The organism is Actinoplanes sp. URMC 104, from assembly GCF_051386375.1.
Classification (GTDB): Bacteria; Actinomycetota; Actinomycetes; order Mycobacteriales; family Micromonosporaceae; genus Actinoplanes.
In genome coordinates, this window is sequence record NZ_JBPQTO010000002.1 from 957,082 (window position 1) to 977,470 (window position 20,389).

Genomic DNA, 20,389 nt, shown 5'->3' on the forward strand with positions numbered 1-20,389 from the left:
GCTGGTCTGCATCCCAGCCGGTGCTAACTTCACATATTACATCCGCGACGTACGCACGAACGCAGCTTAGAGGATCTCGATGAAACGCTGGACCGCATTTGAAGTAGGCCTTGAAGGCAACTGAGAAATTAGCACCTGCAGTGGCCGACGGTGCCCATAACGGCTCTAAGCTAAAGGCGCTCATCTGCGACCGACCGGGCCATAACTTCATACCGCGGGAGCACCTTCACCATCAAGGTTTCCTACGTGGCTCAATTTCATACGAGCCGACAAATCTCGAAGGACATCTCTCGAGGGAACATCGTCGAGGCGTCGAATTCTGTCAGCCAACCGCATCAGAACGCTGATCGATCCAGTGAAGGCTGCAGCGGAAGCGAGGCTATCAACCGCCCTGGCGTACATAAGAGGATCATCCCCGACCTCCTGCAAAAGATTTACGAGCGGTTCAGCCAACGAAGCATCATAGATTACCTCACTCAACATCACATTGAGGTCAAACCCATGAGCCTCCGCGGAAAAAATCCAGGGAATGCTGCCGACACGAACGGTCAATAGAGCAGCGAAAGCCATTCTGGAGGATTTCATTGTGGGCGCTTCGCGAAACCAGGAAATAAGCGCTGGTAATACCTTTTCCCTAATGAGGTCTTCGCCGAACGCCCCAGCGAAGACGTCTTGTACTTTACTTAATGACGTAGCCGCCGTCTTGGGATAGTCACTGACGCGCTGCAACCTCCGCAAACCAATAACCGACCTATCAGAACGCAATATTCTAGCGGAAACGTCAATAACAACTTCTTGGAAGTCAAGTCGAACGGACCAATCGTATAAAACTCTCTCACATCTTCGGCGCAAGTGTTGATTTAATATCAGCTCAGCTAGAACAGCGGCCAAAACTTGCGTCTGTTGTCGACTCTTAGATGCTTTCGCCAAGTCAGTGCGAACGAAATCAATACTCTCATTACGCCGTATAAGTTCGGTCAGCCATGCGACGGCAGTTTCCTGCGCCATCCTACCTTCGCCAACCGCGCCAACTAACCAGTCGGCGAGCGCAGCTCGAACCGGCTCATAGTTATCCCATACGTAGAAAACTACTGCATCAGGCATACTAGACCTATCAAATACGACGGCCTCGCCCCTAGTAGGACTTGCTTTTATTCTTTTTAAACGGCCACGCAGGCCTGCTCCAGCAAGAGTTAATGCAGCCGATTGACGACCGGCTAAGTTTGCCTGACTAGACCCTGAAAGGACCGCCTCCAGACTTCTGGCATCTGTTTCTATTTGACCAATGGTAGATGATCTACGCAAAGCTAAAGACAGCATAAGACAGCGGTCCGGCAATGACAGTGGGGCGCTTTTAGCTCCGCTCCCGTCTTGCGTCACTGCCGTATGAGAATCCGCGAATAAGTCGTCCAACTCCTCCGCATGATCATCGAGCACTTCAGTTAATGCAGCAACGAAACCTGGTTGATTCCTGCCAGTGCTGGCTTTCAAGAACGTCGCAGTAATCACCTCGACGGCCTCTACAGCCTGCACGACATTCATACCGCCGACGTACTTTCTGAAGTCGAAAGCACCTAGCGAAGAAAGAATTTCTGGATTTCGCACCTCGAGGTAGTGGTGAACGATTTCCACTGGATCTGGCGACGCAGTCAGCCTGACGGTGGTCAACTTCGGTATTTGCCGGACTTCTAAGCCGCGCCAGATTTGTTCACGGACGGTCACGACCAAGTAGCTTTGTAGGCTGCTCAAACGCTCAGTAAGTCGGCTTAGCCCTTCCAAAAAGGCTAGAGACGGCCGATCATGCTCGGGGTCACGGAGATCTAAGATGTAAGCGTGCCGCGCCTTGAATGCCATCGCGCCGATCTGCGGCTCGTTCCAGTCACTGGGGTCCAGCCTGACAAGCGTAACGAACTCTGGCGTTGCCTCAGCCAGTATCTTTTCTGCGAATGTCGTCGCCCCGACGCCGGCCGTTGCCGCGATGACCGGTATTTCGCCCCGCAAAACCGCGTCTTTAGTCGTAGACCATGGGTCCTGCCAGGCCGAGGGAACGACGATAACGGGGTTACTTTTAACACGATTCCTATCAATTAGGGTTTCGTTGAGAAAATTATTCGGGCTGGCGAGACCCTTCGCTCGTCGATCTACTGGAAGGTCCGCGAAACCTCGTAGAATCTGAAGCAAGCTTTCAGCTGAGGTTAACCAAACGCGGCCAGCCGACCAGCCGTCGTCGCTGTTGTAACGCCCGCTCAGGACACCGACTACTGCACCGTCATCAACCCGTAGCACCGGGCAACCGCTCATTCCCGGCTCTACACCATCCGCCTTTACACGTTGGCGCACCGTCCCATCCAGCTGCCTGGCCGGCCCTTCCCAAGATCCATTTGTTGCCAAAACATCGAAATGGCGCTGCGACAGACCTTCATCGAGTATAGCGGCACCGACGAAGTGCACGTTTGTTCCAGGGAGCTGGTCAGCAGACATTGCGACTAGTGGGACTGTTTCATCAAGCGTTAGGTCGGAGGCCAGCACTGCGAGGTCATCCTCGGGGGCAACTCGTTCGACAGAGGCAGCCTGAGGAAAAGCGCCGTCCGATCTTTCTAGCGGAACGATGAAGACTTCACCATCTGGATTTGCCAGCCTCGCCTGCTCCGTCACGTGATACGCCGTAATAAAAACTCCCGGCGCTACTTGAAAACAAGTGCCATGGCTTTCGCCATCAATAGACACAACCCTACCAATGAATGGTGGCGCAGGATTGAAGTCGTAGCTACTCGACATCTTCGGAAGCCTCCAGATCTGGGAGACTTTCGCTTTCTGGGTCTTCGAAGTTTCGAATGCGTCCATATATCAACTTCACGTTCAGTGAAACTTCAGTACCAGCACTAGCAAAAATAATCTTTCCCTCAGTGGAGAATTTGAGGCCAAACTGCACCTCCAACTGCTCGGCATCACCGACCGTCGCAGCGATGCTTCTTGCCGCCCGCGCGCCGGCACGAGCAACCTCGACGACCACCTCTTGAGCATCTGTAATTAGCTCGTCGAAGCGTTTGGGCATTGGACGCCTTGTTGACGTTGGTTCGGTACCGGGCAAGGCGACCGTCTCCACCAGCACAGTCGCGCCCTCGACCCTCGTCTCGAGGTACTTCCCTGGCATGAAAGCTCCATTGGCAGTATGGCACCCGGACAGGGCCCTCATTTAGCCTAGGATTCGCGTTCGCCGAATTCAAGGCTGCCGATCGAGCCTAGAAGTCCGTAGTATCTATGCCTGCGTGAGCCGGGTGCTAAGGCAAGTGCGGCGCTGCAGTAGTCCACCGAGGAGTTCGTATTCCGACAGAACGGGCGTCATCTGGCGGTTTTCACTGTTGCGGTAGCAGCTACCACTGGAGTAGAGGATGCCCCCGGAAGTAGGACTGTTACCTCCAGTCCTCCGCCGGCCTGGGCGACCGCCGACACCGTCCCGCCGTGCGCGTCGCACACGGCCCGGACGATCGACAACCCCAGCCCCGACCCCCGCGACCCGGTCCGCTCCCAGCCCCCGCGCCGGAACGGCTCGAACAACCCCGGCACGTCCCCCGGCTCGACCTCGTAGCCCGTGTTCCCCACGACCAGCTTGGCCTGCCCGCCGACCGTCGACGTGCGCAGCCACAGCCGCCCCAGCAGGTGGTTGTAGCGGATCGCGTTCTCGATCAGGTTGCCCGCCAGCCGGTCGAGCAGCGACGGGTCGCCCACCACCTGCGCGGGCTGGAGGTCGGTCGTCACGTCCAGCTTCAGCCGTTCCGCCTCCGCCGACACGGCCGACAGCGCGTTGGTCACGCTCATGGCCAGGTCGGCCGGCACCTTGCGCACCAGCCGCCGCCCGGACTGCGCCTCCGAGCGGGCCAGCACCAGCAGCGCGTCCACCAGCCCGTTGGCCCGCTCGGACGCGTTGCGCACCACCTTGGCCATCCGCCGGTACTCGGCGACGTCGGCCTCGTCGTCGCTGAGCGTCACGTCGATCTCGGTGCGCATGACCGCCAGCGGGGTGCGCAGCTCGTGGGAGGCGTTCGCCACGAACCGCTTCTGCGACTCGAACGCGCCGGCCAGCCGGTCGAGCATCGCGTCGAACGTGCGCGCCAGCTCGGCGACCTCGTCGTCCGCCCCGGAGTAGCGGATGCGCTGGTCGAGGGTCTCCTCGCCGAGCCGCCGCGCGGTCTGGGTGACGTTGTGCAGCGGGCGCAGCGCCCGCCCGGCCACCGCGTAGGCGCCCGCGATCGCGATGATGCCGATCGCCACGAGCGCGATCAGGCCCTTGACGAGCACCTCGCGGGACGCCTCGCCGACCAGCGTGTCCTGCCACTTCACCGCGTCGACGCTGGTGCCGTCGGCGAGCGTGACCGTCGACCCTTCCTGCAACCCCACGGCCGGGTGCATCACGTCGCCGACCAGCAGCCACGCCAGCAGCACCAGGATCGCCCCCGCGCCGACGAGCAGGATGCCGTTGAGCAGGGTGAGCCGCAGCCGCAGCGTGGGCCGCAGCGTGAAGCCGGGACCGCGCCGGTTGCGGCCGAGGTAGACCGTCATGAGAGGACGACCGGTTCCGGCACCCGGTAGCCCGCGCCGACCACGGTCTCGATCAACGGCGGGTCGCCCACCTTCTTGCGCAGCGTCATCACGGTCACCCGCACGGTCGTGGTGAACGGGTCGGTGTTGGCGTCCCAGACCCGTTCCAGCAGCTCCTCGCTCGACACCACCCCGCCGCGCGCCTTGAGCAGCTCCTCGAGCACGCCGAACTCCTTGTTGGTCAGCTCGATCGGGACGCCGCCGCGGGTCACCACCCGCCGGGTCTGGTCGAGCGAGAGGTTGCCGACGGTGAGCACCGGCGGGGCGGCGGGCGTGGCGCGCCGCCCGAGCGCCTGCACCCGGGCCACCAGCTCCTCGAAGGCGAACGGCTTGGCCAGGTAGTCGTCGGCGCCCTTCTGCAGCCCCTCGACGCGGTCGGCGACCGTGCCGCTGGCGGTCAGCATCAGCACCCGGGTGAGCGCGCCCGACTCGACCAGCGCCGCGCAGATCTCGTCGCCGTGCATGCCGGGCAGGTCGCGGTCCAGCACGACCACGTCGTAGCGGGTGACGTACGCCATCTCGTGGCCCTGGAGACCGTCGTACGCGACGTCGACCGCCATCCCCTTGCGCCGCAGGCCCCGCGCGATCGCGTCGCAGAGGTTCCGCTCGTCTTCCACCACCAGCACACGCACCGCAGACCTCCGAGAATCGCCGCGCACAGCCTCGCCGACCGGGTGTGAAGAGGCCGTAAGTGAAGGCTACCGAAGCGGCCAGAGCGCCACCGAGGCGTCGATCAGCCGGCAGATCAGCAGCCCCGCGGTGGCCTGGCAGCTGTTGGACACGTCGGCGGCGGTCCCGAGGACGCGTACCGAGAGGGTCTCCGGGTCGAGCAGCCCGTAGTGCACCAGGTACTCGCCGCGCACGTCGAGCTTGGCGTAGAAGCGCCCGTCCCCGGCCGGCGCGAGGTACTCCCAGCGGCCGAAGTCGCCCCGCGGCTTGCCGGTCGCCGGATCGAGCACCCACAGCCCGGGTTCGTCCAGCCCGCGCTCGGCCCGCGTGGCCAGCAGATAGTTCCCGACCCCTTCCGCGTACGCCCAGAGGTCCGAACGCCACAGCTCACGCCCGGTCGCGGGGTCGATGGCGGTCACCCCGCGCTGGTGCCGGAAGGTGCAGATGAGCCGCCCGCAGCCGGCCTGCATCCAGCTCTGCGACAGATCCGCGTCGGTACGCCAGAGCGGCGCGAGGTCCGGCAGCCGGTACGCGGCGAAGCCGGGCCCGCCGATGTCGGCCATGACGAGGTTGTCGACCGGCCAGATCAGCCCGTGCGCCCGGCCCGCCCGCGGCACGAGGGTCCGCGCCGCCAGCAGGGCGCCGGTGCGCGGATCGTGCGCCTCCAGCCGCCCGGAGCCGGTGAGCAGCACCAGCCAGCGCGGGAACTCGCCCTCCCAGCCGGTCTCGGCGATGTAGCCCTCCGCCGGGCGCGGCAGCCTCCAGCGGGTGTCACCCGTGCGCAGGTCGACGCCGAGCACCGCGTCGTCGGTGCCGAGCAGCACCAGGTCGTCCGGCAGCGAGACGGCGATCAGCTGGGCGGTGCGGCGCCACCGGGCCCGGTCGGTGCCCTCGGCGACCGCCACCGCGGCCCACGTGCCGCTCGCGTCGACCTGGTACGACACCACCACCGTGTCGCCGGCGAGCAGCACCTGGTTGATGCCGCCCGAGACGGCGACCGTGGTGCGGCTGAGCAGCCGCGCGTCCGGCAGGGCGTACGTGCTGACGACCCGGCGGCTCACCTGGGCGACCAGCGTCTTGGACCCGGTGACCAGCAGCATCCGGTCGGCGCCGAGGAACATGGTGTCGCCCAGCCGGGCCGGCACGACGGTCGGCGCGCGCACGGCGGGCACCGGCGCCCCGGCGGTCAGCAGCGCGACCAGCGCGAGCGAGAGCAGCGTCAGCAGTGCCCGGCGCGGGACCAGCCGGTCCTCCTCGACGGGCGCGGCTGCCTCGCGGGGCATCTCGCCGAGTTCGATCACTGAGCTCACTGGGCGCACCCCCGCCCATTGTGCGCCCGGCGGGATCAGGCCCGATAGGCCCAGATGCGCAGTTCGCCACCCACGCGGCAGACCACGTGGCGCTCGTCGGCGGTGCAGTCGCTCAGCGCGCCGCCGGCGGTGCCGAGCGGCTGGATCCGGCCGCGCCCGGCCGGCACCACGGCGAAGGCGCTGGCGCCGTCGCCGGCACTGCGGCGCAGCAGGAGGGGCCGGCTGCTGGGCGCCGTCTCGATGGTCCAGCCGGACAGGTCGATGCGGGTGGCCCCGGTGGCCGGGTCGACCAGCCGCACCGGCAGGCCCGAGTCGCTGCCCAGCTCGCCGACGTACTCGCCGTGCCGGAACAGGTCGACGTCGGCGGGCGCGCGCCACCGCACCTCGCCGGTGCGCGAGTCGAGCACGTCGAGGGCCTGGGTGTTGCCCGAGCAGTGCACGCCGCCGCAGTTCGCCGGGTCGCGGGTGATCTCGGGCACGGGCCGGTCCCACAGCTGTTCGAGGCTGTCCACCGCGTACACCACCTCGTCGCTGACGGCGCCGCCGCGTCCGTAGTACACCGTCAGCGTCCCGTCGATCAGCTCGCTGCCGGTGGGCCCGGTGCCGTTGCGCTCGGGCAGCGGGGTCGTGCGCACGACCTGGCCGGTCCCGCCGTCGATGCGCTGCAGCCGGTCGGACGAGAGCAGCAGGATGCCCGGATCGTCCGGCGGCACCGCCACGTTCACCGAGCCGGCGGCGGCCACGGTCCACAGCACGCGGCCGGTGGCGAGGTCGACGCCGCGGACCTCGCTGCGCAGCGGCGGCTCGGTGTGCGGCTCGCCGGTCGCCGAGAAGTACAGCGTCCCCGGCTCGCCGGAGGCCTGGTCGTACACCGTGTTCGCGCGGAACTCGTTGTCCTGCACCACCCCGACGCGCCTGCCGGGCAGCGGCGTGACGTAGATCCGCGAGGTCCACCGGGTCGCGCCGGTGCGCGCGTCGACGACCGTGGTGTCGGTGCCGTCGGTGAGCAGCACCACGTCGCCGGCGGGCTCGGCCTGCAGCCCGCCCCAGCTCATCGCGTCGGGGTCGGTGACGCGGATCGGGAACCGGGCGGTCCACAGCTTGCGCGGCGCCCCGGTCAGGCTCCAGGCGACCGCGACCCGATCGGCGCCGGAGCCGGCGACGGTGTAGGCGCGCCCGCCGGCGAGCTGGAACGGCGACTCGGCCCCCTCGGGGGAGGGCACGGAGCCGAGGTAGCGCCAGAGCACCGACGAGATCGGCGCGGCACCCCCGGCGACCAGCGTCAGCACGGCGGCCAGCAGCAGGCCGGGCAGGCGGTAGCGGGAGGCGGGCGGCGGGGAGCTGGGCGTCTGATCGGCCGGGGCGGTCAGGTCCAGCTCGATCACCGCCAAGGCCTACCCCTTTCCGCCGTACGCCCAGACGACGAGCTTGCCGTACAGGGAGCGGCACACCAGCCGCTCGGGCGCTGCCTGGCAGTCGCCGGTGCCCTCCGGCAGCGGCCCCAGCACGCGCAGCTGCCTCTCGCCCGGTCGGGCGACGGCGACCATGGTACGGCCTCCGTTCTCCTCGGTCCGCGTGACCAGCAGGTTTCCGTCGCCGCCGGAGCCGATGACGGGCCGCCAGCCGGTGAGGTCGGTCGCCAGGGCGCCGGTGTCCGGGTCGATCAGCCCGAGCGGCCGGAGGTTCTCCGCCGACCCGAAGGCGACATACCGGGCGCCGACCTGTTGCAGGTCGCGCCACTGCGGCCGCGACCAGCGCTCGTCCCCGGTGGCCGGGTCGATCGCGCGCATGCCGTCCGGACCGGTCAGGCAGGCGAGCACCCCGCAGGCGACCGCGTCGGAGAACCCGTCGGCCGGCCGGCTCCACAGGTTGCGCAGCGTCGACGGGTCGTACGCCGAGAACTCCATGCCCGGGTTGCCCGGGTGGCGCAGCAGGATGACGCCGTCGACGACCACGGGGTTGGACGCGTCGTAGTCGGCGGCCGGCACCGGGGCGACGGCCAGCCGCTCGCCGGTGACCAGGTCGTGCACGGCCATCGTGCGGTCGTCGTGCACCAGCAGCATCCGCGTGCCCGAGTCGCCGGGGCCGGGCAGCCCCATCAGCGCGGCGCTCGACGGCACCGTGACGGTCCACCGCGTCCGCCCGGTCACCGGGTCGACCGCGTCGATCGGGCCCTGCACGCGCCGGCTGCCGCCCGCGCCGCGCGGGAACGAGACGGCGAGCAGCGTCGGCGAGCCGGCGAGCGTCATCACGGAGCCGGACCGGGTCCACCGCGGCGCGCCGTCGGCCAGCGAGATCGCGGTGGTGTCCGGTTCGCGGAACCCGGCGGTCCACGGGCGCATCAGCACCAGGCCCGAGCCGAGCCGCAGCCGGAAGGCCGGCGGCGTGTGGCCCGCGTCCCACTGGGTGCGGCCGTCGCTCAGGGCGTACGAGCTGAGCACGCCGAAGGTCTGGGCCAGCAGCCGGCCGTCCTCGGTCACCGCGTACGCGTCGGCCGACCCGATCGGCAGGCTGAACACCTCGGTGAGCACCGGCTTGGCGGGCGCCACCGAGGCGCCCGCGGTGAGCAGCACCAGCGCGGTGAGGACGGCCGCCGGGAACCAGCGCGGGAAGGTGGAGCGCCGCGGCGAGTCGTACGAGTCCGGCTCTCCGCGCTCCAGACCCAGATCGATGACCACCGTGTCACCCTGAACCGTCATGCTCCAAAAGTAACGAGCGGATAACGGCGACGCCCTCGGCCGGTCCGGTTTCGCGGTCTATCGCCGTTTTTCCGGCACGTCAGGCCTGGAGCTCCGGCTGCTCGGCGAGCTGCGACATCCACGCGGTGACCTCGCGGGCCACGTCCTGCGCGGTGAGGCCGAGCGCCGCGAGGATCTCGGCGCGCGAGCCGTGCGGGTGGAAGCCGGCCGGGATGCCGAAGTCGCGCAACGGCACCTCGACGCCCGCGTCGCGCAGCGCGCTGGCCACCGCGTCGCCCACGCCGCCGGCCCGGACGCCGTCCTCCAGCGTGACCACCATGCGGTGCGAGGCGGCCAGCCCGGTCAGCTCGATCGGCACCGGCCGCACCCAGCGCGGGTCGGCCACGGTGACGCCGAAGCCCTGCCCGGCCAGCCGCTCGGCAACCTCGAGGCCCAGCCCGGCGAACGCGCCGACGGCCACCAGCAGCACGTCCTGGCGGTCGTCCTCGCGCAGCACGTCGACCTGCCCCACGCGGCGCACCGCGGGCAGGGCGGCGGGCACCGCGCCGGTCGGGAAGCGCACGATCGTGGGCCCGTCGTCGACCGCGATCGCCTCGCGCAGCTCCTCGCGCAGCGACGCCTCGTCGCGCGGCGCCGCGATGCGCAGGCCCGGCACGACGCCGAAGACGCTCATGTCCCAGATGCCGTAGTGGCTGGGGCCGTCGGGCCCGGTGATGCCCGCCCGGTCGAGCACGAACGTGACCGGCAGCTCGTGCATCGCGACGTCGAGCAGCACCTGGTCGAACGCGCGGTTGAGGAACGTGGCGTAGACGGCTACCACCGGGTGCAGCCCGCCCATGGCGAGCCCGGCCGCGCTGGTCGCGGCGTGCTGCTCGGCGATGCCCACGTCGTACGCCCGCTCGGGGTACTTCTTGGCGAGCGCGGCGATGCCGGTCGGCTCGGCCATGGCAGCCGTGATGCCCACCACGTCGGGGCGCTCGTCGGCGATCTTGACCAGCTCGTCGGCGAAGACGTTGGTCCACTTCAGCTTGGGGGCGGCGAGCAGCTTGCCGGTCTCGATGCTGAACGCGCTGCTCGGCCCGTGCAGGCAGTCGGCCTCGTCCTGCTCGGCGGGCCGGTAGCCGTAGCCCTTGCGGGTCACCGCGTGCACGATCACCGGCGCGTTGAAGCCCTTGGCCCGGCGCAGCGCCGACTCCATGGCCTGCACGTCGTGGCCGTCGACCGGGCCCAGGTACTTGATGCCGAGGTCCTCGAACATCGGCTGCGGGCTGACCGCGTCCTTGATGCCGCGCTTGACCGCGTGCAGCACCTCGTAGACCGGCTTGCCCACCACCGGGGTCGAGCCCAGCGCGTCCTTCACCAGGTCGAGCACCTTCTCGTAGCCGGGGTTGAGCCGCAGCGTGGAGAGGTGGTCGGCGAGGCCGCCGATGGTCGGCGCGTAGGACCGGCCGTTGTCGTTGACGACGATGACCAGCCGGTTGCCGGTCGCGGCGATGTTGTTGAGCGCCTCCCAGCACATGCCGCCGGTGAGCGCGCCGTCGCCGACGACCGCCACCACGTGCCGGTCCTCGCCGCGCAGCGCGAAGGCCTTGGCCATGCCGTCGGCGTAGGACAGCGCGGTGGAGGCGTGCGAGTTCTCGATGAAGTCGTGCTCGCTCTCGGCCCGGCTCGGATATCCGGTGAGGCCGCCGCGCTGGCGGAGCAGGTCGAACCCGTCCTGCCGGCCCGTGACGATCTTGTGCACGTACGCCTGGTGGCCGGTGTCGAACAGGATCCGGTCGCGTGGCGAGTCGAACACCCGGTGCAGCGCGAGGGTGGTCTCGACGACGCCGAGGTTGGGCCCCAGGTGGCCGCCGGTGCGCGAGACCTTGGCGACCAGGAAGTCACGAATCTCCGCCGCCAGGAGGGTCAGCTGCTCGGTGCTGAGGCGCTTGAGATCACCGGGTGCGGTGACGGTCGCCAGAATGCCGTCCGGGGCGGGGAGGGATTCGCTCATGAGAGTGAAGTCTATCGGCGCGAAGCTGAGACGCACCTGGGCCGATGGGCCGTCCTCAGCTCCTCCACAGAACCGACGCATTGCCGTGACCTGCGGTCCTTGGTGATCTACCGCACAGTAACAACCCCCTCGCCGCGGCCCTGCGCCGGTCGGGCATGCTTGTACGACGCAACTGGCGGCACCGGGGATGGATCGACCATCGGGGAGCCTGTCACGGGGAGTCGACCGCCTGGGCCCCCGTGCGACGAGGGGGTCGCATGCCTGCAGAAGCCCGACTGTTGCCCGGCAAGCCCGTGGCCGAGGCCGTGCTGGCCGACGTCTCCGAGCGCGTGACGAAGCTCAAGGCGCAGGGCGTGACGCCGAGCCTGGCCACCGTGCTCGTCGGCGACGACGACGCGAGCGCCGGCTACATCCGCATCAAGCAGCGCCAGGCCGCGGAGCTCGGCTTCGACTCGCCGCACCGGCACCTGCCCGGCGGGACCACCCAGGAGCAGCTGGACGAGGTGATCGCCGAGCTGAACGCCGACGCGGGCGTGCACGGCGTGCTCATCCAGTACCCGATCCCCGCCCACCTGGACTACGACGCCGCGCTGATGACGCTCGACCCCGACAAGGACGTCGACGGCATGCACCCGCTGAACATGGGCCGGCTCGCCATCGGCATGCCCGGCCCGCTGCCCTGCACCCCCGCCGGCATCGAGGCGCTGCTCGCCCACTACGACATCCCGGTCGCCGGGCGCGAGGTGGTCATCCTCGGCCGCGGCGCCACCCTGGGCCGCCCGCTGGCCATGCTGCTCGCGCAGAAGCGGCCGACCGCCAACGCCGCGGTGACCGTGGTGCACACCGGCGTGCCCGACTGGCAGCGCTACACCAAGCGCGCCGAGATCCTGGTGGCGGCCGCCGGCGTGCCCGGCATCATCCAGCCCGAGCACGTCCGCCCCGGCGCGACGGTGATCGGCGCGGGCGTCCGCTACGCGGGCAAGCGGCTGCTGCCCGACGTGGCCGAGGAGTGCGCCGAGGTCGCCGGGGCGATCACCCCGCGCGTGGGCGGGGTGGGCCCGACGACCGTCGCGATGCTGTTCCGCAACGCGATCACCGCCGCGGAGCGGGCGGTCGCTACAGCAGCGTGACCTTGCCGGTGTCCAGGTCGTAGCGCGCCCCGGCCACCCCGAGCCTCCCGGCCTCCACCTTCTCGCGGATGATCGGGCTGCTCGCGGTGAGCGCCGCGACCTGGGCCCGCACGTTGGCCCGCACACCGTTCTCGACCGCGTCGCCGGGCTGCGAGAGCACCGGCTCGACGATCGGGCGCAGCGCGTCGACGATCGCGGCGATGTGCCCCGGCGCCTGGCCGCCCGAGCGGATCAGATTGACGGTCGCCGAGACCGCGCCGCAGCGCTCGTGGCCGAGCACCAGCAGCAGCGGCGGCTCGAACTCCTCGACGGCGTACTCGATGCTGCCCAGCAGCAGGTCGTCGACGATGTTGCCGGCGACCCGGTTGTCGAAGACGTCGCCCAGCCCCTGGTCGAACAGGATCTCCGAGGCGACCCGCGAGTCGGCGCAGCCGAGCACGATCGCGAACGGGTCCTGGGCGGCGGCCAGCCGGTGGACGGCGGCCACGTTCTGGTGCGGGTGCCGGGTGCGGCCGGTGACGAAGCGGCGGTTGCCGCGCAGCAGCTCACGCAGCGCGGCGTCGTAGGTGGCGGGCGGCTCGGGCTCCGGGCGAGCCGGTGCGGCCTGGGCGGCGGCGGGAACGAGGGTCGCGGTGAGCGCGGTGGCGCCCGCGGCGAGCAGGGAACGACGTCCGACGGACATGGATCTTCTCCGATCATGGCGGAAGCGGATCGGAGTTTATTGATGCTCGCGGGGCCCGTCTGTCAGCGTTCCAACAGTGCGACGCACTCCACGTGCTGGGTCATCGGGAAGCAGTCGAAGGCGCGCAGCGCGCTCATCCGCCAGCCGAGCTGCCGGAACGTGCCCACGTCGCGGGCCAGCGACGCCGGGTCGCAGGCCACGTACGCCACCGCGCGCGGCCCGGCCGCCACGACCGAGCGCACCACCTTGGCGCCGGCGCCGGCCCGCGGCGGGTCGAGCACCACGAGGTCGACCGGTCCGGTGATCCGCCGGCGGGACAGCGCCACGTCGACCCGCGCCTCGACCACCTCGGCCGCCGGCAGATCGGCCAGGTTGGCGCGGGCGGCGGCCGCACCGGCCGGGGACGCCTCGACCACCGTCGTACGCCCTCCGGTGCGCGCCGCGAGCGCCGCGGCGAACAGCCCGGCGCCGCCGTAGAGGTCCCACACGGACTCGCCCTCGTCCGGCCGCAGCATCTCGACCACGGTGGACGCCAGCGTGCCGGCCGCGGCCGGATGCACCTGCCAGAAGCCCTCCGGCGGCACCCGCCAATGCCGCCCGGCCGCCACCTCGGTCACCTCGTCGGGCCCGGACAGCCGGACCCGTCCGCCGGCGCCCAGCGTGGTGCCCTCGGCCGGGTCGTCGGGCGGGAGCGGGCCGCCGGTGCCCGACGGGCGGGCCAGCACGGCCACGTCGCCGCCGGTGGTCGCCACCGCCTCCAGGGCGTCCGCGTCGGGCCACTCGCGCGCCAGCAGGTCGAGCTGCTGGATCGCCGGGTGCGCGATCCGGCACCGGTCGATCGGCACGACCTCGTGCGAGCGGTGCCGCAGCAGCCCGGGCCGGTCGGCGGCGTCCACCGCGTAGCGGACCCGGCTGCGCCAGCCGAGCAGCCCGCCGGGCAGCTCCTCGACCTCCACGTCCCACGACAGCTTCGCGAGCCGCCGCAGCTGCTCCTCGACGACCGCGGCCTTCCACCGCCGCTGCGCCTCCCCGGTGGCGTGCTGCAGGTCGCAGCCGCCGCAGAGGCCGGGCCGGGCCCACGGGCACGGCGGCTCCACCCGGTCGGGCGAGGCCTCGTGGACCTCGACCGCCTCGGCGCGCAGAAACCCCTTGTGCAGCTCGGTGATCTCGGCGGTCACCCGCTCGCCGGGCAGCGCGTTGCGCACGAACACCACGCGGCCGTGCCCGCCGCCCAGCCGCGCGACGCAGTGCCCGCCGTGCGCCGGGGCGCCGACCGTCAGCTCGACCCGGTCGCCCTGCACCAGTTCGTCGGTCACGAGCGCGACTCCGGGTCGGGCGCGGTCGGCACCGGCTCGACGGCGCGCTGCCGGGGACCGCGCGCGGGCACATGGGTCAGGCTCTGGTCGAAGCGTTCGAGGTCGCGGTCCTGGCTGGAGCGCAGCTGCCACGGCACGCTGGTCACCATCACCCCCGGCTCGAACAGCAGCCGGCCCTTGATGCGCAGCGCGCTCTGGTTGTGCAGCAGGTTCTCCCACCAGCGGCCCACCACGTACTCGGGCACGAAGACCGTCACCACGTCGCGCGGCGACCCCCGGCGCACGCCCTTGACGAAGTCGATGATCGGGCCGGTGATCTCACGGTAGGGCGAGTCCACCACGGTCAGCGGCACCGGGATCTGCCGGCGCTCCCACTCCTGCTGGATCACCCGGGTGTCCTTGTCGTCCACGTTGACCGTGACCGCGGTGAGCGTGTCCGGCCGGGTGGCCTGGGCGTACGCGACCGCGCGCAGGGTCGGCATGTGCACCTTGCTGACCAGCACGACCGCGTGGTTGCGCGAGGGCAGCACGGGTCGCTCGTCGGTGGGCTGCAGCTCCTGCGAGACCCGGGTGTAGTGCTTGCGGATGGCCAGCATCAGCCCGTAGATGACGACCATGGCCGCGATCGCGATCCACGCGCCGAGCAGGAACTTCGTGATCAGCACGATCACCAGGACCGCGCCGGTCAGGCCCATGCCGAACGCGTTGATCGCGCGCGACCGGATCATCCGGTGCCGCTTCTCGGGGTCGCGCTGGGTGCGCAGCAGCCGGTTCCAGTGCCGGATCATGCCGCCCTGCGACAGCGTGAACGACACGAACACGCCCACGATGTAGAGCTGGATCAGCCGCGTGGTCTCCGCCTGGAACGCCACCACCAGCACCATCGCCGCGATCGCGAGGAAGATGATGCCGTTGCTGAACGCGAGCCGGTCGCCGCGGGTGTGCAGCTGCCGGGGCAGGTAGCGGTCCTGCGCGAGGATCGAGCCGAGCACCGGGAAGCCGTTGAACGCGGTGTTCGCGGCCAGGAACAGGATCAGCGCGGTGACGGCGCCGACCACGTAGAGCAGGATCGACCCCGGCCCGAACACGGTCTCGGCGAGCTGGGCGGTGACCGTCTTCTGCACGTAGTTGGCCGGGCCCGACACGATCTGCAGCGAGGGGTCCTCGACGTACTGCAGGTGGGTGGCCCGGGCGAGCAGCACGATGCCGACCAGCATGACGATCGCGATGCCGCCCAGCAGCATCAGCGTGGTGGCCGCGTTCTTGCTCTTCGGCGGCTTGAAGGCGGGCACGCCGTTGGAGATGGCCTCGACGCCGGTCAGCGCCGCGCAGCCGGACGAGAACGTGCGCAGCAGCAGATAGGCGAAGCCGAAGCTCGTGAGGTGGTCCTCCTCGGCCGTGATGGTCAGCCCCGCGCTGGGCGCCCGCAGGTCCTCGCCCAGCACGAACACCCGGACCAGCCCGACGAGGATCATGCCGACGACCACGACGATGAACGTGTACGTCGGGATGGCGAACGCGGTGCCGGACTCGCGCAGCCCCCGCAGGTTCAGCGCGGTGAGCACCGCGATCGCGCCGATCGCGAAGGCCACCTTGTGCTCGGCGACGAACGGCACCACCGAGCCGAGGTTGTTCACGCCGGCCGCGGTCGACACCGCCACCGTCAGGATGTAGTCGACCAGCAGCGCGCTGGCCACGCCCAGACCCGCGCGCGGCCCGAGGTTGACGGTCGCCACCTCGTAGTCGCCGCCGCCGGAGGGATAGGCGTGCACGTTCTGGCGGTAGCTGGCGACCACGGTGACCATCACGACCGCGACGGCCAGGGTGATCCACGGGGAGATGTAGAACGCGCCCGCGCCGGCGATCGACAGCGTCAGCAGGATCTCGTCGGGCGCGTACGCCACACTCGACAGGGCGTCGCTGGCGAAGACCGGCAGGGCGATCCGCTTGGGCAGCAGCGTGTGCTGCAGCTTGTCGGATCGGAACGGCCGGCCCAGCAACAGCCGCTTCGCGAGGGAGGTCGTACTGGCCACGAGTGCCAAGCGTACGGGCGTGTATCCCGCCCCGCCCGCCGCCCCTGGCGGGCGCATGGCAATCTCTGCTGCAGAGAAGGAGGACGCGACACGTGCACGTGGTGATCATGGGATGCGGCCGGCTGGGTTCGACGCTGGCCCACAACCTCGAGGGACGCGGCCACACGGTGGCCGTCATCGATCAGAACGCGGACGCCTTCCGACGGCTGGGCTCCGACTTCCGCGGCACCACGGTGACCGGTGTCGGCTTCGACCGTGACGTGCTGCGCTCGGCCGGCATCGAGCGCGCCGACGCCTTCGCGGCAGTCTCCAGCGGCGACAACTCCAACATCATCTCGGCCCGGCTCGCGCGCGAGACGTTCGGCGTCTCCCGCGTGGTGGCCCGCATCTACGACCAGAAGCGCGCCCAGGTCTACGAGCGGCTGGGCATCCCCACCGTCGCGACGATCCGCTGGGCCGCCGACCGGATGGTGCGCCACCTGGTTCCCGAGGGCACCGTCGAGGTGTTCCGCGACCCGACGAGCGTGGTGTCGATCGTCGAGGCGCCGTTGCACACCGACTGGGTCGGGCGCACGCTCAAGGCGCTCGAGGACCGCACCGGCGCCCGGGTGGCCTATCTGATGCGCTTCGGCATGGGCACGCTGGGCACCCCGTCCACCGTCATCCAGGACGGCGACCAGGTCTTTCTGCTGGTCACCGACGAGACCGTGGGCGCCGTGCTGGACCTCGCCTCGGGCGCCGACAAGGAAGGGCAGTGACCATGCGGATCGCCATCGCCGGGGCCGGCAACGTCGGCCGGTCGATCGCGCAGGAGCTGATCGGCAACGGCCACCGCGTCATGCTGATCGAGCGGCAGCCCAAGCAGCTGCGGCCCGAGCGGGTGCCCGAGGCCGACTGGGTGCTTGCCGACGCGTGCGAGCTGAGCAGCCTCGAGGAGGCCGACGTGGCCGGCTGCGACGTCGTGGTGGCCGCCACCGGCGACGACAAGGCCAACCTGGTGGTCTCGCTGCTCGCCAAGACCGAGTTCGCGGTGCCGCGCGTGGTGGCCCGGGTCAACCGCGCCGAGAACGAGTGGCTGTTCACCGAGCAGTGGGGCGTCGACGTGGCGGTCAGCAAGCCCCGGCTGATGGCGGCGCTGGTCGAGGAGGCGGTCACGGTCGGCGACCTGGTGCGCCTCATGACCTTCCGCCAGGGCGAGGCCAACCTCGTCGAGATCACACTGCCGAAGGACGCGCCGTACGAGGGTCAGCCCGTCCGCGCCGTGCCGCTGCCGCGCGACTCGGCGCTCGTGGCGATCCTGCGCGGCAAGCGGGTCATGGTGCCCACCGCCGACGACCCGCTCGAGGCCGGCGACGAGCTGATCTTCGTGTGCACCGCCGAGGTGGAGGACCAGATCCGCGCCGTCGTGCTCGGCAACGAGGGCCGCGAGCTGGGCTAGGAGGCCTCGGGGGCCTGCTGCTGCTGGGTGCTGGTCACCCGGTGGATGGCCCAGGCGGTGAAGGCGAACGTGGCGGCGTAGATCGGCCAGCTGATCAGGATCCGCACGATGCCCAGCGCGTTCGCCTCGCCCATCTGCCAGAGCACGAACTGGATGCCGGCGCGCACGCTCAGCGAGGCCACCCAGACCAGCGTCAGCCACTGGAACGTGCGGAACAGCGGGGCGTTGTCGAACCAGTCCTGGTGACCCTTGTTGGCCATGACGCCCCACACGTACCCGATGATCGGCTTGCGGACCAGTACGGAGATCAGCAGCGCCGCGGCCTGGGCGAAGGTCAGCAGGATGCCGGGCAGGTAGAAGTCCTCGGCGTTGCCCGTGCGCCAGGCCAGGAACGCGCCGACCGCGATGCCGAACAGGCCGTTCACCGCGTGGCGGACGGGCTGCCTGCGGCTCAGCCGGAACGCGCCGATCGCCAGCGCCGTGAACACCGCGCCGCCGATCGCCCAGTACAGCGCCGTACGCTTCTCGAGCCCGGCCACGGAGTCGCCGAGCACCACGTTGAGCAGCACGAAGGCGAGCACCGGAAGGCTCGACTCGATCAGCCCGCGCACGCCGCCGAGCTGCTCGGCGATCTGCTCGCTCATCGACGGGAACGGCTCTTCCTCGTCCGTCTCCGCCGCCTTGCCGGCAGTCGGCTCGGCGACCGGGTGGAGGTCGAGCTCCTCGACGACCTCCTCGGCGAGCCGTTCCTCCACGGATTCGTGCGCGGCGTGACGCGGCTCGCTGCCGGGTGTCACCGGGGCGCCTCCAGCTCGTAGTACGGGTTGTAGATCACCTTGCGGTCGTCCCGGAGCGCGATGCGGCCGCGCGCGGTGAGCTGCCGTCCCGGCTCGATGCCGGCAATCGAGCGCCGGCCGAGGAAGACCAGGGTGACGACGTCGCTGCCGTCCCAGAGGTCGGCCTCGAGCGTCGGAAGGTTGGTGCGGGGAGTGTACGCGACCGTGCGCAGCCGCCCGGACACCGAGACGACCTGGCCCCGGGTGCACTGCCCGGCGGGCATCGCCCCGCACTTGGCGCTCTCGCGCAGCAGATCGCGCGCGTCGAGCTCGGAATCGGTGGCGGTCAACCGGTCGAAGAACCGGCGCAGGCCGGTGCGCTCGTCGGTGGTCATGCCTTCTCCTAGCCCGCAGGTGGCCCGCAAGTGAGCGGCACGACCTCGTACGCCGTGCCGCCCCTCTACGGTACGCCCCGGGTGACCTCTGTCACGAGCCGCCTAGACCGGCCGGCTGCCGTTGGTCTGGTCCTCCTGCTGCTCGGCCTGCTCGGTCATCTCCTTGGGCAGCCGCAGCGGCAGTGCCTCACGCACCGGACGGGCCTCGTTGTCGCGCACGACCACCAGCCCGGTGAGCACCTCACCGAGCCGGCCCTCGCGTGACGGGTCGGACGCGGCCGCGCCCTGGAACAGCGCCCGGACCATCCAGCGGGGCCCGTCCACGCCCACGAACCGCACGTCGGCCGGACCCTCCGGGGTGTTCACCCGGGCGGCCAGCTCGGTGCCGTACGGCCCGTCGAGCTCACGGGGCGCCACGCCGTCGCCCCGCATGGCCTCGGCGATCTCGGTGCGCACCTCGTCCCAGATGCCCTCGGTGCGCGGCGCCGCGAACACGCCCAGCTGCAGCGCGCTCTCGCCGTCGACGAGCACGACCTGCTCGATCGCGCCGTCGGGGTTGGCCTGCACCCGCACCTCGACGCCCTCGACCGCCGGGATCTGCAGGCTGCCCAGGTCGAGCCGCTGCACGTCGCCGGGGGCGTGCTGGGCGTCCCAGGGCCCGCGGTCGGGCCGCGCCGGCTCGTCGCTCGCGGCCATGCTCTGCTGGAGCGCCTCGGAGGGCGGCGCGTCGGTGGGGCGGACGTGCTTCGGGCCACCGCGCTTACGGGAGAACATCACTGCCAACCTTCCGTCTCAACCTTGCTGCTGCTGCTGCGGCTGCGGGGGCAGCGCGCTGTGCCCGCCGGTCGACCCGTGCCCACCGGCGCCGCGAGCGGTGTCGCCGAGCTCGTCGACCACGTGGAACGAGGCCCGCTCGACCCGCTGGATCACGAGCTGGGCGATGCGGTCGCCGCGGGCGATCTTCACCGTGTTCGCCGGGTCGTGGTTCACCAGAATCACCAGAATTTCACCGCGATAACCCGCGTCGACCGTACCGGGCGCGTTGAGCACGGTCACGCCCAGGCGGGCGGCCAGCCCCGACCGTGGATGCACCAGGCCGACGTACCCCTCCGGGATGGCCACCGCGATGCCCGTGCGCACCTTGACCCGCTGCCCCGGCGCCAGCTCGGCCTCCTCGGCGGCGACCAGGTCGGCCCCGGCGTCCCCCGGGTGCGCGTAGGCCGGCAGCGGCAGGTCGGGGTCGAGCAGGCGGATCGGGATCACTACGTCGGTCAAGGCGGAAGCTTCCTCACTCGTGCGGCTGCGGGCGGCACTCACCCTGCCATCCTGCCGTGCCCGTTCGCGGA

Annotated in this window: 18 protein-coding genes and 1 riboswitch; of the genes, 3 read left to right on the top strand and 15 right to left on the bottom strand. The window is 70.1% G+C overall.

Annotated elements, in window-relative coordinates:
- Window positions 1-207: 207 nt before the first annotated feature.
- The 8 genes from ACSNN8_RS05380 to dxs form a co-directional block, all read right to left on the bottom strand.
- Window positions 208-2,778, bottom strand: a complete 2,571-nt coding sequence (locus tag ACSNN8_RS05380; RefSeq protein ID WP_436647281.1) for a trypsin-like serine peptidase — start codon at window positions 2,776-2,778, stop codon at window positions 208-210.
- Window positions 2,768-3,055 carry a CU044_2847 family protein gene (locus ACSNN8_RS05385; RefSeq protein ID WP_436647282.1) on the bottom strand — a complete coding sequence of 96 codons (288 nt, stop codon included), beginning with the start codon at window positions 3,053-3,055 and terminating at the stop codon, window positions 2,768-2,770. The genes ACSNN8_RS05380 and ACSNN8_RS05385 overlap by 11 nt, the downstream gene beginning before the upstream one ends.
- A gap of 287 nt (window positions 3,056-3,342) precedes the next feature.
- The gene (locus ACSNN8_RS05390) at window positions 3,343-4,560 is read right to left on the bottom strand and encodes a sensor histidine kinase (RefSeq protein ID WP_436647283.1); all 1,218 of its coding nucleotides are present in this window, start codon (window positions 4,558-4,560) and stop codon (window positions 3,343-3,345) included.
- On the bottom strand, window positions 4,557-5,231 hold the full coding sequence (locus tag ACSNN8_RS05395; RefSeq protein WP_436647284.1) for a response regulator transcription factor: 675 nt from the start codon (window positions 5,229-5,231) through the stop codon (window positions 4,557-4,559). The genes ACSNN8_RS05390 and ACSNN8_RS05395 overlap by 4 nt, the downstream gene beginning before the upstream one ends.
- Window positions 5,232-5,297: 66 nt before the next feature.
- Window positions 5,298-6,578 carry a hypothetical protein gene (locus ACSNN8_RS05400; RefSeq protein WP_436647285.1) on the bottom strand — a complete coding sequence of 427 codons (1,281 nt, stop codon included), beginning with the start codon at window positions 6,576-6,578 and terminating at the stop codon, window positions 5,298-5,300.
- Between the two features lie 35 nt (window positions 6,579-6,613).
- Window positions 6,614-7,963: an outer membrane protein assembly factor BamB family protein gene (locus ACSNN8_RS05405; protein ID WP_436647286.1), complete on the bottom strand. Its 1,350-nt coding sequence runs from the start codon at window positions 7,961-7,963 to the stop codon at window positions 6,614-6,616.
- Between the two features lie 9 nt (window positions 7,964-7,972).
- A complete protein-coding gene (locus tag ACSNN8_RS05410; protein WP_436647287.1) occupies window positions 7,973-9,277 on the bottom strand; it encodes an outer membrane protein assembly factor BamB family protein in 1,305 nt (434 codons plus the stop codon).
- A 79-nt stretch (window positions 9,278-9,356) separates the two neighbouring features.
- Window positions 9,357-11,273, bottom strand: coding sequence for a 1-deoxy-D-xylulose-5-phosphate synthase (dxs, locus tag ACSNN8_RS05415; protein WP_436647288.1), 1,917 nt, complete (start codon window positions 11,271-11,273; stop codon window positions 9,357-9,359).
- 162 nt (window positions 11,274-11,435) lie between these two features.
- Window positions 11,436-11,515, top strand: a riboswitch (ZMP/ZTP riboswitch).
- A gap of 15 nt (window positions 11,516-11,530) precedes the next feature.
- Here dxs and ACSNN8_RS05420 point away from each other — a divergent pair.
- Window positions 11,531-12,403 (top strand): bifunctional 5,10-methylenetetrahydrofolate dehydrogenase/5,10-methenyltetrahydrofolate cyclohydrolase, encoded by an 873-nt coding sequence (locus ACSNN8_RS05420; protein WP_436647289.1) that lies wholly within the window; start codon window positions 11,531-11,533, stop codon window positions 12,401-12,403.
- On the opposite strand, the gene ACSNN8_RS05425 is transcribed toward ACSNN8_RS05420, so the two are convergent.
- From ACSNN8_RS05425 to ACSNN8_RS05435, 3 genes are all read right to left on the bottom strand, one after another.
- Window positions 12,390-13,085 carry a carbonic anhydrase gene (locus tag ACSNN8_RS05425; RefSeq protein ID WP_436647290.1) on the bottom strand — a complete coding sequence of 232 codons (696 nt, stop codon included), beginning with the start codon at window positions 13,083-13,085 and terminating at the stop codon, window positions 12,390-12,392. The two genes, ACSNN8_RS05420 and ACSNN8_RS05425, sit on opposite strands and share 14 nt — an antisense overlap.
- Window positions 13,086-13,147: 62 nt before the next feature.
- Window positions 13,148-14,401: a class I SAM-dependent RNA methyltransferase gene (locus ACSNN8_RS05430; protein ID WP_436647291.1), complete on the bottom strand. Its 1,254-nt coding sequence runs from the start codon at window positions 14,399-14,401 to the stop codon at window positions 13,148-13,150.
- Window positions 14,398-16,491 (bottom strand): APC family permease, encoded by a 2,094-nt coding sequence (locus ACSNN8_RS05435; protein WP_436647292.1) that lies wholly within the window; start codon window positions 16,489-16,491, stop codon window positions 14,398-14,400. The genes ACSNN8_RS05430 and ACSNN8_RS05435 overlap by 4 nt, the downstream gene beginning before the upstream one ends.
- 35 nt (window positions 16,492-16,526) lie before the next feature.
- Here ACSNN8_RS05435 and ACSNN8_RS05440 point away from each other — a divergent pair, with 35 nt between their 5' ends.
- Both ACSNN8_RS05440 and ACSNN8_RS05445 read left to right on the top strand, forming a co-directional pair.
- On the top strand, window positions 16,527-17,192 hold the full coding sequence (locus ACSNN8_RS05440; protein WP_436647293.1) for a potassium channel family protein: 666 nt from the start codon (window positions 16,527-16,529) through the stop codon (window positions 17,190-17,192).
- Window positions 17,189-17,872, top strand: coding sequence for a potassium channel family protein (locus ACSNN8_RS05445; protein WP_436647294.1), 684 nt, complete (start codon window positions 17,189-17,191; stop codon window positions 17,870-17,872). Before ACSNN8_RS05440 ends, ACSNN8_RS05445 begins: the two co-directional genes overlap by 4 nt.
- Here ACSNN8_RS05445 and ACSNN8_RS05450 read toward each other — a convergent pair.
- From ACSNN8_RS05450 to dut, 4 genes are all read right to left on the bottom strand, one after another.
- Window positions 17,869-18,669 (bottom strand): DUF3159 domain-containing protein, encoded by an 801-nt coding sequence (locus ACSNN8_RS05450; protein ID WP_436647295.1) that lies wholly within the window; start codon window positions 18,667-18,669, stop codon window positions 17,869-17,871. The two genes, ACSNN8_RS05445 and ACSNN8_RS05450, sit on opposite strands and share 4 nt — an antisense overlap.
- Window positions 18,666-19,043, bottom strand: a complete 378-nt coding sequence (locus ACSNN8_RS05455) for an OB-fold nucleic acid binding domain-containing protein (RefSeq protein WP_436647296.1) — start codon at window positions 19,041-19,043, stop codon at window positions 18,666-18,668. The genes ACSNN8_RS05450 and ACSNN8_RS05455 overlap by 4 nt, the downstream gene beginning before the upstream one ends.
- A gap of 102 nt (window positions 19,044-19,145) precedes the next feature.
- Window positions 19,146-19,817: a DUF3710 domain-containing protein gene (locus tag ACSNN8_RS05460; protein ID WP_436647297.1), complete on the bottom strand. Its 672-nt coding sequence runs from the start codon at window positions 19,815-19,817 to the stop codon at window positions 19,146-19,148.
- A gap of 18 nt (window positions 19,818-19,835) precedes the next feature.
- On the bottom strand, window positions 19,836-20,318 hold the full coding sequence (gene dut / locus ACSNN8_RS05465) for a dUTP diphosphatase (RefSeq protein WP_436647298.1): 483 nt from the start codon (window positions 20,316-20,318) through the stop codon (window positions 19,836-19,838).
- Window positions 20,319-20,389: the final 71 nt, after the last annotated feature.